A 12,522-nucleotide genomic window follows, 5' to 3' on the forward strand; every position below is an offset into this window, starting at 1 on the left:
AGATATTGCGGTGGTCGCCGATAGTCCTGGTACTTACCGCCCAGCGCTTTGGCCGCCATCCACGTGCAGGATTTCTCCCGTAATGAAGGGTGCCGACTCGAGGAACAGAATAGCGTTGGTGATATCGCTGGTCTCGCCCATGCGGCCGAGCGGATGGAGCGCGTCGAGCATGTCGTGATATTGCGCCGGGTGCATGGGAGTCTTAATGATTCCCGGTGCAACAGCATTCACACGAATGCCTTTTCTGGCGTACTCAATCGCCAATGACTTCGTTGCGGCGTTCAGACCGCCCTTTGTCAGCGCTGCCAGTACCGAATAGATGCCGCTGATCGCCTGGTCCACGACGCTGGCGGTCACACTGACGACGTGGCCGCCCGCCTGCTTTTCCATTTCGGCGATGGCAAGTTGCGTGATGTGATAGAAGCCCGCCATATTCACGTTCATTACAGCGGCGTAGTCTTCCCTCGTGTTTTCCGTGAAAGGCTTGCCAATGTAGATACCGGCGTTGTTTACCAGAGTGTCTATCCGGCCAAACTTTGCGACGGCTTCGGAAATCACACGTTGCGCGGTTTCTGGATTGCCGATATCACCGGCGACGGCCAGAACATTCGGATCGTCCGACGGCTTGATCGAACGTGCCGTCGCAACGACGCGGTAGTCGAGCTTGCGAAATGCCTTGACGACGTCGGCACCAATGCCTTGCGATGCACCGGTAACGACGACAACCTTTTGATGCGTGCTCATGCTTTACTCCAGAAAACGTAGTTGTGTGGCGTGACGACGAATGAGCTGATCAACGTCAATGCGGAGGCATTGCGCTGGCTTTCGAGTACACGCGCCGGACAAACAGTCTTGCGTAGCGGCAACGAATGGAAAATCGACGGAGAGAGTTGCCACACCGCTCTGCGTAGTGACATTCATGCTTGCTTGATTCGAATGGTGATTCATTTACGCTGACAGCGGTAGAATGCCGACATGACTTTCAGTTATTCTCCCTGCAAATGAATGACAAGCTGTCGACCCTTCAGCTATTTGTACGGGTTGCCCACACATCGAGTTTCACCAAAGCCGGCCGGGAATTGGGCTTAAGCCAACCGTCGGCATCGCGGCGCATCTCGGAGCTCGAGGAAGAAGTCGGCGCTGCGCTATTCATAAGAAGCACGCGAGCCGTCACGTTGACGGAGGCGGGTACCGATTACCTCGCCCGCGTTGAAGCGATTCTCTCCGCACTAAATGAAGCAGACCACGCTGCGCGAGGAACGGCGGAGCTGCGGGGCCATCTACGCGTCGCTTTGTCGACCAGTTTCGGGGTGCGCGAGGTTATCCCGCGGATAGGACGGTTCATGAGCGCGCACCCGGCGTTGCACGTTGAACTGCGAATGGCAGACGACCGGCAGGATCTGATCGCTGAAGGTGTGGATGTGGCGTTCCGCTTTGGACAGCTGAAGGACTCAAATGCCACTTCAACGATGCTTGGGCGGTGCCCCCGGATGCTGGTCGCCTCTCCGGACTATCTGGCCAGCGCGGGAATGCCGCTCGAGCCGGGCGACCTGGCCAGACATACCTTCGTCAAGGGCCCATCGGGTGCCGGAGTGCGCGGCTGGACCTTTGAAAAGGGTGGACGCCGGCTCATGGTCCGGGGAGAGGGACGTCTGACTATCTCCCTGAACGAAGGAACCACAGCTGCGGCCGTTGCGGGCCTTGGGATTCTGGCCACAGGGTCATGGGGGTGCCGCGCCGAGCTGTCCGATGGCCGGCTCATCCCTTTGTTGCCCGATTGGGCGGTCGAGCCACTTGAGGTCAATGCCGTTTATCCCGCTGCCCGGGCCGCCCGAGCGGCCGCCCGAGCCATCGTTGCGTATCTTGCCGATGAACTGAAAGCGATCTCGGTCTAGTGTCGATTTGCGACCAAACCGTAGCCTTGCCGCCAGGCGCGGCGTTGGTCGTCGATGCGGTCTTGCTGGTATTCGAACTCGACATGGTCGTGCTCGCCGACATAGACGAGATCGTGTCGCTTGTTCCAAGTCCTGCTGTCGTTGCTGAAGTAGTCGACTGTATCTGCATGTCCGCTGAATTCAACGTGAAACTGCGCGATGCGGCGGCAAAGCGCATGGCGCCGCAGGAAAATTTCTGATTAGTGAAGTGCCCCAGCCGGACCAGGGCGCCTCCCTTACTGGGACGAACTGTAACTCTAGTGACCAGACACTGCGCAATGAAGCCCGAACGCTCGGGTAGACCCACGCCGGCCGCTGTCGGGCTCAGATCCACCAATGCCCGCTGTTGATTCAGGCCGACGCAGACGTTTAAACGCCGGCTCGTTAAGACTCCGCGAAAATCAACGAGGGGTGTAAGAGAACTTCTGGCCGCCAACGCTTGCCTCGTACATCAGCCCGCCCTTGGCCACGGTAAAGACAGCCATGCCTTTTCGAAAGGCGCCGGTCGTTTTGGCATCTTTCTTGCCGCCACTTACGTTAGTAGAGGTGCCGCCCGTCGTGCCTGCCTGTGCGCCAGCCGCCGCGGTGATCGCGATCGCGTTGGCATCTGCGCCAAATTCAAAGTTACCATGGGTGAATTCTTTGAGGGCTCGTTCATCCTTGAACAAGATGAGCTCACTGTACACTTGCCCCCCAAGCTGCAAGCCCACGGTGATCTGAGTCATCGATGTATCGCCGATATGTTTCCCTTGCGCATAGACGCGACCCTTCCCATGGGCACCGCCTATACCAACTCCCCCTTTGCCAATCTTCGGAAACACGGCGTAACCATAAGCACTATGCAGAAGACTGCCGCTTTCTCCCGCGTTCCTGAACAGGTTGAGGGTGTCCGTATATTCGTCGGCCCGAGCAGCACCAATGGGCAACATCAACAGGACTGCGAGCATCAATATCAGACGTTTGAGCATGATAGGTTCTCCATGGATTGATCGAGTTCAAGCACTGCCGTGACATCCGCCCACTCATCGTGCCAGTAGCAGAAAAATACTTTGCTGGATCGCTGCATCACGCAGATCTCAGGCGAAGTATCCTGGCGGCCAGCGGCGGTGAGTCCGGCACGTTTCCATACGCCGACTTTTATGTTTCAGGCGTTCACAGCCTCCTTGAATGCCTTGCCGGCCGTGAACTTCACGGTCTTCGCAGCGGCGATCTGAATCTCGACGCCAGTCGAGGGAATACGACCGGCTCGCGCGGCACGGGCACCTATTGAAAAAGATCCGAAGCCCATCAAGTGGACGGCGTCGCCCTTAGTGACTGCATCCGTGATTGTGGAGATGAACGCGTCGATCGTTCCTCCCGTGGCCGTCTTGCTTGCGCCGGTCGTGGCCACGACTGCTTCTACGAGTTCATGTTTGTTCATCGGAATCACTCCTGTGATGGTGGCGTGGTAACCGTAGCCGACGATCGAGGCGCGCGCAATTGCCCCTTGGGCCTATTTCGGGCAGCACAATCACCTGTGCGACGCTGTTGTCTCGTGGCTGTCGAGAGGCAAAAAAGTTGATGGTCTGGAATGCCCGCAGAAACCGTGCTCAGACGGCGTAGGGCATTTTCGACTACGACTTGAACATCGGGGCCGCCTGACGGGGATCATCGAATACGGACAACGTTAGCCGGAACCTCACCCCGAGCGCTGCCGCTTTAGTTGATCGATGCGGAGACGGAAGCTTTGGAGTAGACACGCTTTGTCGCCACACGCGTTGCGAGAAGTGAGAAGCCATGTGCGTTGATCCGCCTTGAGTCGCTTTTTGTTGGCAGACACTTTCATCGCTTGATCGTAGACGTTTGACAACGTTTCATCGAGCCGGGCGAGGTCCGCATCCCCGCATATGAGCTGAGCTTGAACCGATATGAGTTTCCCGCAATCAAAGCTCTGCATCAGCGCTGCCTTCGATCCACGTTGGGTTTCCAGCAATCCGGGCTTGCATAGCCCTTCCAACGATTGGCAGGCAACCTCGCGGCCAACCCATGCCATGTCTCGTGCACCATATTGTTTGACGAAGCGATTAATGCCGGCGTGACTGACTCCTCTTTGCATTGCATTTGCCGCGATTATTTCGTTGCACAAAGAATCCTGGACGTAGGTTCGCTCATCGCGCCGGTAGCAGCTATGAAAGCCAAGCAGCCCGGTACCGAGAACGCTTCGGCGCTGGCCCGAAGCGAACAGAATGGAAGCGCAAGCGGACGCGCACTTCGCATCATTTGGAACGGTGGTATAGACGCGCACCTTGTCCATTGCATCGACGACACGAAAGGCCGCCTCGACATTTCCTCCGGGACTGTTTAATACAAGGACAACGAGTCCTTCTCTATCACGATCGGCCATTTTGGCGGACGCCAGGAACCTGTCGGCGTCACCGTCCCGAATGCTTCCTTTGCCGACAACCAATTTCAGCGCAAGCTGGGGTTGGTAGTAGATGTTGAAATCCATCCCTTGAACTACCCGGGGGAGCATCAGCACTGTGAGAAAAAGTGCCACACGAAAGCGTTGCATCAGGCCTGGCATCGTCGCCTGCGTGGCTACTTGGTGCTCGTTGCTACGCATACATGTCTCCCCCTTGATGTCAGAGGCAGAATCGTCTTGTCTAGGCAGTGTAGCGACACGCTATGACGTCCTCTGATGCAATTCATGAAAGGAAGGTGCATAGGAGAATATCTACTTTGGCTGCCGCCCTGAATGCTGCCCGACGTCTTGCGACGGTGCACTTCGATAAAACGTGCGCGAGAACCGGAGTAAATTGTGATTGTGGCTGAATCAGCGGTTCAGTCGTCGTCGTTCTAATGGCCATCAATGCGTCGTGGCCGCAAAAGTTTGCTATCCAGTCGCCTCGAATCTGGAGAACCTGATGACAGATATTGCACTTGCACGAAAAGGTGCCTGCCTCGCAGTGGTTCAGGCAGTATTGACGAATTTGCTTGATGACACCAATTTGATCGCGGCGGCTTTACGGGTCGCGGACTATCTGGCAGATGAACTTGAAGGCAAGATCACAGAGACGGACGCTGTACTACTGGCTGTGACCGCACTAACCAAAGTCAATCGTGCGATTCGTGAGTGGAGCGACGTGGACGGCAATGGGTTGAACGCGATGAGAGTCGCCGATTTTGTCATTGATGAAGAACTGAACGGGTACGATCGCGCAAGCAATCCACTTGGAACCACTTCGTACGCGCAGAGAAACGAGGCGCGAGCAGCCGCAGTGATTCGGCCATTAGGATCACCGGTGCAATCCGGTTACCACTAACCCTCAAGCATTGCCGATGCGGCTGGGAACCAACTGGTAGCGAAGAAAGATACGCGCCGGCGGAATTTGCCGCGGTGGTCGGCGGTGCGCGCGATTCAGCCTCAGGATGCGTGTGCTCGGTCGAGCCCTCGGCGGGTGGAGCTGTTACTCCGGGCGTCACTTGGCAATTGGGAGCGTCGCATGGGGTGGGGCCATACTGGCCATGCCTATGCACGCACCAGTACAATGGGCCGACGGAGTTAAGTGGCTCGCGCGCAGCTTAACGCCGGGCGATGTGCACGGTGTGACAACTCGTTTCGCATTGGACCGGTGCCGGCCATGAACGGACCTTCGACGACCTCACCACGATCGTCGACGATCCGCAAAAATGCAGGAACATAGCCCAATTCTGGCGCCCTGGCCGCAGACGGCGGAACGAGGACTGCGCTTTCATCCCGCCGCTCACACGCGCGCGGACGCTTCCAGCTCCGCAAGACGCTGGCGCAGCAAGCGATCCTCCTTGAAACGGGCGGATTCGTCGCGAATCACTGCGACGATGCCGTTGAGTTCATTTTGCGGCGAATACAGCAATGCAACTGTAAAGGCGATCGACATTGACCGTCCGTCCTTATGCACGGCGGGGACACGCAGCACATCATTGCCGTAACGGGTTTCGCCCGTTGCCATGGTCTTGTGATAGCCGTCCCAGTGTCGACCGCGCAAGCGTTCCGGAATGATCAGGTCCAGCGAATTGCCGAGCGCCTCGCTTTGCGTAAAGCCGAACATGCGTTCGGCTGCGGGGTTCCAGAAGGTGATGCCGCCGCCGGCATCGGAGATGATGATCGCGTCGCCGATGGCATTGGCAAGTTGCTGGAAATCGATGGCAGTTTGCACGGCGCTCCTCCAGGGGAAAAAGCGGATTTGAATCGAATTCGGCGCCGTCAGAGGCGCCTTATCTGCACATCAGAGCCGGATTCCCCCGGCCTGCGTGACGCCGTCAAACCGCTTTGACTTCGCGTAGATTGAAAATCTCCTGCTTGCTGTAGCCAAGGCTCGCCAGCACTTCGTCCGTATGCTCTCCGAGCAGCGGTGAGGCAGTGACCTCCGGCTTCATGTCCGAGAATTTGATCGGGCTGCCGACGGTCAGATACGAGCCGCGTTTCTTGTGCGGTACTTCGACGATCGTCCCGCTCGCCCGCAATGAAGGATCATTGGCCAGTTCCTTCATCGTCAGCACTGGCGCACACGGAATGTCGAACTTACGCAAGATGTCGACCGCTTCGAACTTGGTCTTGTCGGCGAGCCAGGCTTCGATCGTTTTGAAGATTTCAAAGATATGCGGTTGACGCGCTTCGGCGGTTTTATAGGCTGGGTCATCGATCCACTCGGGCTTGCCGAGTGCTTTGCAGATCGGCTCCCATGCATGGCCCTGGATCGTGAAGTAGATATAGGCATTCGAATCCGTTTCCCAGCCCTTGCATTTGAGCACCCAGCCAGGCTGCCCGCCGCCTCCCGCATTACCGCCGCGCGGCACCACATCGCCGAATTCGCCGTGCGGATACTGCGGATATTCTTCGAGATATCCCACTCGCTCCAGTCGCTGCTGATCGCGAAGCTTCACGCGGCACAGGTTCAGCACGCTGTCCTGCATCGACACAGCGACCTTCTGGCCCTTGCCGGTTTTGTCGCGCCCGAGCAGTGCAGTCAGAATGCCGATCGCGAGATGCATGCCCGTGTTGCTGTCGCCGAGCGCTGCTGCGCTGATGGTCGGCGGACCGTCCCAGAAGCCGGTGGTGGAGGCCGCTCCGCCCGCGCATTGCGCAACGTTTTCGTAGACCTTCAGGTCGTCGTAGTGGTGGCCATCGCTGAAGCCCTTCACCGAGGCGACGATCATCTTGGGGTTGAGTTCGTTCAGACGTTCCCACGAAAAGCCCATCCGGTCCAACGCGCCCGGCCCGAAGTTCTCGACCAGAACATCGGATTCGCGGATCAGTTTTTCGAGCACTTCCTTGCCTTCCGGCTTCTTCGTGTCGAGTGTCAGCGACTTTTTGTTGCTGTTGAGCATCGTGAAGTACAGCGCGTCGGCATCCGGGATGTCGCGCAACTGGTTGCGCGTGACGTCGCCCGAACCCGGCCTTTCGACCTTGATCACGTCGGCACCGAACCAGGCGAGCAACTGGGTGCACGCGGGACCGGCCTGAACATGCGTGAAGTCGATGATCTTGATGCCTTCGAGAGGTTTGGTCATGTTGGTATCTCCGTGGTTGATCCGGTTACTTTTTCATTGCCGCGCTTTGCGGATTCAGATTCGTCAGGCGGCCGCTTTCGGTGCCGGCGGCTTCGTCGATAACGGCATTGATCAAGCTAGGCTTGCCGGATGCAATTGCCTCAACGAGTGCCTTCGTCAGTTCTTCCGGCGTGCTCGCGTGGTAGCCGATCCCGCCGAATGCCTCGATCATCCTGTCGTAGCGCGCACCCTTCACGAACACAGTCGGCGCAACGTCCTTGCCGCCCGTCGGGTTCACGTCGGTGCCGCGATACACACCGTTGTTGTTGAATACGACCGTGCAAACCGGCAACTCGTAGCGGCAGATGGTTTCGAGTTCCATGCCGCTGAATCCGAACGCGCTGTCGCCTTCGATCGCGACCACCGGTTTGCCGGTCGTGACCGCCGCACCGATGGCGAAGCCCATCCCGATACCCATGATTCCCCACGTGCCGGAATCAAAGCGCTTGCGCGGCTCGGCCATGTCGATAATGCTGCGCGCGTAGTCGAGCGTGTTCGCGCCTTCGTTGACGACGTTGATGTCCGGGCGCGTCTTCAGCACGTCACGGATCGCACGCAAAGCACTGTGGAAATTCATTGGCGACGGGTTCTTGTCGAGCATCGCGGCCATCTTTGCGAGATTCCGGCTCTTGCGCTCGGCGATTGCACCGGTCCATTCGACCGCCGGCCTGGCGAAGTTCTCATCGAGGCCGGCGCGAAGCGCCGCCACGCACGAGCCGATATCGCCGATCACCGGCGCGGCGATCGCGACATTGCTGTCGATTTCAGTCGGCGAAATATCGACCTGCACGAACTTTTTCGGCGCCGCGCCCCACGTGTTGCCCTTGCCATGCGACAGCAGCCAGTTCAGACGCGCGCCAATCAGCACGACAACGTCGGCTTCCTGCAGCACGAACGAACGCGCCGCCGACGCGGATTGCTCGTGGGTGTCGGGCAACAAGCCCTTGGCCATCGACATCGGCAGATACGGAATACCGCTTTGCTCGACGAAAGCGCGGATTTCCGCGTCAGCCTGGGCATACGCCGCCCCCTTGCCTAGCAGGATCAGCGGACGTTTTGCGCTTTTCAGCACGTCAAGCGCACGCTTGACCGATTCCGGCGCCGGCAACTGACGCGGCGCGGCGTCGACCACTTTCACCAGCGACTGCTGCGCCTTGACGGTATCTAGCGTTTGAGCGAGCAGCTTGGCGGGCAAGTCCAGATAGACGCCACCCGGGCGGCCAGACACCGCAGCACGGATCGCACGCGCCACGCCGATGCCGATATCCTCCGCATGGAGCACGCGGTACGCTGCCTTGGCGTAAGGCCTCGCCGCGTTCAATTGATCCATTTCTTCGTAATCTCCCTGCTGCAGATCGACGATTTCGCGTTCGCTCGACCCGCTGATCAGGATCATCGGGAAACAGTTCGTGGTCGCGTTGGCGAGGGCTGTCAAGCCGTTGAGAAAGCCCGGTGCCGACACGGTCAGGCAGATGCCCGGCTTCTGCGTGATGTAGCCGGAAATCGCCGCCGCGTTGCCTGCGTGCTGTTCATGACGGAAGCCGATGAAGCGCATCCCTTCCGCTTGTGCAAGCCGCGCGAGGTCGGTGATCGGGATGCCGACCAATCCGAAGATGGTATTGATGTCGTTCAGTTTCAGCGCGTCGATGACGAGATGGAATCCATCGGTCGTTTCGCTCGCCTGTTGTTGTGACGTAGTGTCTGTTGTGGGCTGGTCGGCTTCTGCCATGACATCTCTCCTGGGTAGCGGGGCGTGATGAGTGGGATCGTGAGCGGCGAGCTCACGGGGTCATTCATTCAGACGAGCCGCCGGACGACGACGGTTGCAACCGTGCCTCGGCGATGGCCACGCCGGCTGGCGCGCCTGAGTTTTCGATCCAGCGCTTTCTCATAGGGGCGAGAATGAATTTCGCGGATACGGCGGCCGCGATCGATATGACGGCCGCTGAGATAAACACGGTGCTCCAGCCACCATTCGCGGACAGCACCGATGCAACCGGCACCAGCATCGCGGCAGTCCCTTTCGCGGTGTAGAGCGTCCCCGCATTCGCCGCGGCGTATTTGCTGCCGAACGTGTCCGCACAGGTCGCCGGGAAGATCGAGAAGATTTCGCCCCAACAAAGGAAGATGGCGGCGGCGAAGAACATGAACGCGTACGGGTTATGGCCGAACTGCATCAGTCCGAGCAGCGCGACGCCTTCGCCGAGAAAGATCATGAACATGGTGTTTTCACGGCCAATGCGGTCCGATAGAAAGCCGCACAGAGGGCGAGTGAAGCCGTTGCACAGATTGTCGATGGACAGCGTCATCGTGAGGAGCGGTAGCGTGATGCCCAGCAGGTTGACCGGCATTCTGGCGAAGCCGTATTCCTTCGCGATCGGTCCTAGCTGAGCGGTTGCAATGATGCCGCCGGCCGCGACGAATACGAACATCAGATAGAGCACCCAGAACAGCGGCGAACGGATCATCTCGCGGGACGTGTAGTCGATCTTGCTTGCAACTATGCGTTTAGGCGCGATCGCGTAGGCAGGCGGTTTAGGCCGTACCAGCAAGGTGGCGAGCAGCAGGATGCAGACGCCCTGGAAAATGCCGAAGAACATGAACGTGTGCTCGTAGCCCGAACGCGCAATCATGTTGGCAATTGGAATCACCGTGATCGCCGCGCCGGCGCCGAAGCCCGCCGCTGTCAACCCGGCTGCGAGACCGCGTTTGTCCGGGAACCATTTGAGTGCCATCCCGACGCAGGTGCCGTACACGCAGCCCGCGCCGATACCGGCGATGACTGCCGCGATATAGAGTTCGGTGAGACTGCCTGCATGAGCGTTGATCATCCAGCCTATAGCTGCGCAGAGCGCGCCGCCGATCACCACCGGGCGCGGTCCGAATCTGTCGACGAGCCAGCCTTCGATGGGAACTAGCCAGGTTTCGGTGACGACGAAGATGGTGAATGCGGTCTGGATCGCCGCTTGTCCCCAGTGGTGAGCGTTGTCTATTGGTACGACGAACAACGTCCACGCGTATTGCAGGTTCGCGACCAGTCCCATGCACATCACGCCGATCGCGAGTTGCACCCACCGTTGATGCCAGAACGCTGGTCGGCCGGTCTCCGCTACGTTGGAATGTCCCATGTCTCCGTCTCCTGTACTTTCCGTCGCGCTCGAGCGGCGCGTTGGACTTACGTGATCGAATCGCTTCGTCGCTCGATTGTCTGCGAGCAAAGAAGCGCCAATGGTCGGCCAGAGAAAAGCTCACTAACGAAAGCTCTTACTCGTTGAACGCACAACAAGCGGGGTGAAAGCTATTGGACGTGCAGCGGGTGTGAGGGGATGCTGCGCGAGAAAGACGATAAACGAAAGTTAAAATATTTTATGGTTTGCATTAGGTATCGGTAATACGACAGGCAACGCTTCCGGCGACGCGCCTCTGCGCCCGTGTTGTCGAATCCCTGGGACGTAGCGGGACTTTCCCTGGTACTCAGCTGGTGGTAGCGCACCGCGAAAGCGAGAGTTTTCGAGTCGAAATCGCGACGCAGAAAATTGCACATATAAATAAAGCCTTATCGTTTTTGAAAAAACTTTAATTATTGTTTATCCAATCGCCCTTCTATGCTTGGTCGTGCCATTTGCCGGAAGGAGACGACGATGAACATCCCTCAATTTCATACGCGCGACAGCGCTCATGATGCGGAAGTCGAGGCGCAACTTTGTGCCTACAACGCCGCTTTCGAAGAACTCGGCCTGCGCTTCCGTTGGGATGAGCGCACGCTGACGTCGCTGGCCACGATTCACGACGAACATGAGCAGATTGCCGCTTACATCGAGGCGCATCATGCGCACTTGCTGAAGGCGTATAGCGCTGAGTTTTTGAGTCTGGCAATTCTCGACAAGAAAAAATCCCGCTATCCATCGCGCTTCCAGGGGCGCGTCGATAGTGCGCCGAGTCCGACTCACGCGATGCCTTTAGCGCAAGTGAACCGCTGGCGCGAGCGTGCATCGTATGAATTGGAGTTGCCAGCGCTGGCTGGCGTGTAGATTGCGCGTCGCTGCGGTTTGCGCGGGCACTGTCGATTTCGCTTCCATTGATCTGCTTCGCGAGCCTACCGCCTCACTCGACCTTATCCATTCGGTCTAGCCCAACATCTAGCCCCGAGACTCAATCCGAGATAGCTTCCCTCCCTTCTAATTACGAAGTCGTCGGGAAACGCCCTGCGACCAGGTTTAGCAGCCTGAAGTTGAAACCCGCACGCCTGCCCAGGCAGGTGTGCGTCTGCCTCTGCACGTCTATATTTCTATGGGCGGGCTGTGGTGGGGGAGCCGCAAGGCTCGCCAGTTTTGGTTTCAACGCCGGTCTGCTCTCCTTCGAGCTAACGCTTGAGATCCTTACTTTGGCACATCTGTACTGCAGGGGCGGGGGCGTCCATTCCATTAACCCTACTTCGTGCCCGCTCAGCCCTTCCCCAAAGCAAGGCCAGTGTCCGGGCGACCCTTCGAAGCAACAGGGAGATCGCACCCTGCCTAGGTCCGTCAAAAATCAACCGCTTCACGCCCATCAGTCGGCGCAATCCAGTACGAAAAGCTTGCCCTGTCCGCATTCGATTTATGCGACCGGCAATTGAGTCAACTGGACACGTTGATCACACTTGCGACATCAATAGTTAGAAATCCTGTTTTCACACACGACGAGAGAAAGCGTCGTCAGACGTTGCTCGAATTGCTGGTGGACACGGCCGAGCAGTATCAGCAGGATCTCGAATGCGACCGCGAGTTGTTCCAGGTGATTGCACTCGACGCGAAGGGCATCCCGCGCAGTCGTCTCACGGCGCAGCAAGCGACGAAATTGCTGGCCGATGCATCGAAGATGGCCAAAGCGCCCCTCGAAGAGGCAAACGCTTCGCCCCGCAAAAGGCCATCGCCGAAACGTGCGGTGAAGCTGCCCTCCACCCCCGTGCAGCAACTATCCACTGCGCCGCACTGAGCGATCCAATCAGGCACGACACAACAGGCGACAAGCCACGGACAAC

At 58.3% G+C, this 12,522-nt stretch carries 14 protein-coding genes; 5 read left to right on the top strand and 9 right to left on the bottom strand.

What is annotated here, in order from left to right:
- Positions 1-33 precede the first annotated feature (33 nt).
- A complete protein-coding gene (locus LMG28727_RS11430) occupies positions 34-744 on the bottom strand; it encodes an SDR family NAD(P)-dependent oxidoreductase (protein WP_201642440.1) in 711 nt (236 codons plus the stop codon).
- The gene (locus LMG28727_RS11435) at positions 741-917 is read right to left on the bottom strand and encodes a hypothetical protein (RefSeq protein WP_201642441.1); all 177 of its coding nucleotides are present in this window, start codon (positions 915-917) and stop codon (positions 741-743) included. The genes LMG28727_RS11430 and LMG28727_RS11435 overlap by 4 nt, the downstream gene beginning before the upstream one ends.
- 6 nt (positions 918-923) lie before the next feature.
- Here LMG28727_RS11435 and LMG28727_RS11440 point away from each other — a divergent pair, with 6 nt between their 5' ends.
- Positions 924-1,895 carry a LysR family transcriptional regulator gene (locus LMG28727_RS11440; protein ID WP_236591740.1) on the top strand — a complete coding sequence of 324 codons (972 nt, stop codon included), beginning with the start codon at positions 924-926 and terminating at the stop codon, positions 1,893-1,895.
- Entirely contained in the window at positions 1,895-2,134 is a 240-nt protein-coding gene (locus tag LMG28727_RS11445; protein ID WP_201642442.1) for a hypothetical protein, read from the top strand. The genes LMG28727_RS11440 and LMG28727_RS11445 overlap by 1 nt, the downstream gene beginning before the upstream one ends.
- Before the next feature lie 201 nt (positions 2,135-2,335).
- On the opposite strand, the gene LMG28727_RS11450 is transcribed toward LMG28727_RS11445, so the two are convergent.
- From LMG28727_RS11450 to LMG28727_RS11460, 3 genes are all read right to left on the bottom strand, one after another.
- On the bottom strand, positions 2,336-2,902 hold the full coding sequence (locus tag LMG28727_RS11450; protein ID WP_201642443.1) for a YSC84-related protein: 567 nt from the start codon (positions 2,900-2,902) through the stop codon (positions 2,336-2,338).
- Positions 2,903-3,078: 176 nt separating this feature from the next.
- Positions 3,079-3,372 (bottom strand): HU family DNA-binding protein, encoded by a 294-nt coding sequence (locus tag LMG28727_RS11455; protein WP_268960478.1) that lies wholly within the window; start codon positions 3,370-3,372, stop codon positions 3,079-3,081.
- Between the two features lie 240 nt (positions 3,373-3,612).
- A complete protein-coding gene (locus tag LMG28727_RS11460; protein WP_201642445.1) occupies positions 3,613-4,536 on the bottom strand; it encodes an ATP-dependent Clp protease proteolytic subunit in 924 nt (307 codons plus the stop codon).
- Positions 4,537-4,837: 301 nt separating this feature from the next.
- Here LMG28727_RS11460 and LMG28727_RS11465 point away from each other — a divergent pair, with 301 nt between their 5' ends.
- Positions 4,838-5,236, top strand: coding sequence for a hypothetical protein (locus LMG28727_RS11465; protein ID WP_201642446.1), 399 nt, complete (start codon positions 4,838-4,840; stop codon positions 5,234-5,236).
- 441 nt (positions 5,237-5,677) lie between these two features.
- On the opposite strand, the gene LMG28727_RS11470 is transcribed toward LMG28727_RS11465, so the two are convergent.
- From LMG28727_RS11470 to oxlT, 4 genes are all read right to left on the bottom strand, one after another.
- Positions 5,678-6,109, bottom strand: a complete 432-nt coding sequence (locus LMG28727_RS11470) for a PAS domain-containing protein (RefSeq protein ID WP_201642447.1) — start codon at positions 6,107-6,109, stop codon at positions 5,678-5,680.
- A 103-nt stretch (positions 6,110-6,212) separates the two neighbouring features.
- A complete protein-coding gene (frc, locus tag LMG28727_RS11475; RefSeq protein ID WP_201642448.1) occupies positions 6,213-7,463 on the bottom strand; it encodes a formyl-CoA transferase in 1,251 nt (416 codons plus the stop codon).
- Positions 7,464-7,488: 25 nt separating this feature from the next.
- On the bottom strand, positions 7,489-9,231 hold the full coding sequence (gene oxc, locus LMG28727_RS11480; RefSeq protein WP_201642449.1) for an oxalyl-CoA decarboxylase: 1,743 nt from the start codon (positions 9,229-9,231) through the stop codon (positions 7,489-7,491).
- 64 nt (positions 9,232-9,295) lie between these two features.
- Complete coding sequence (oxlT, locus tag LMG28727_RS11485) at positions 9,296-10,630, bottom strand: oxalate/formate MFS antiporter (protein ID WP_201642450.1); 1,335 nt, start codon at positions 10,628-10,630, stop codon at positions 9,296-9,298.
- Between the two features lie 513 nt (positions 10,631-11,143).
- Between oxlT and LMG28727_RS11490 the strand changes: the two genes are divergently transcribed.
- Positions 11,144-11,533 carry a hypothetical protein gene (locus LMG28727_RS11490; RefSeq protein ID WP_201642451.1) on the top strand — a complete coding sequence of 130 codons (390 nt, stop codon included), beginning with the start codon at positions 11,144-11,146 and terminating at the stop codon, positions 11,531-11,533.
- Between the two features lie 580 nt (positions 11,534-12,113).
- The gene (locus LMG28727_RS11495) at positions 12,114-12,476 is read left to right on the top strand and encodes a hypothetical protein (protein WP_328810596.1); all 363 of its coding nucleotides are present in this window, start codon (positions 12,114-12,116) and stop codon (positions 12,474-12,476) included.
- The last annotated feature ends 46 nt before the right edge of the window (positions 12,477-12,522 follow it).

Source organism: Paraburkholderia metrosideri (assembly GCF_904848625.1).
GTDB classification, from domain to species: Bacteria; Pseudomonadota; Gammaproteobacteria; order Burkholderiales; family Burkholderiaceae; genus Paraburkholderia; species Paraburkholderia metrosideri.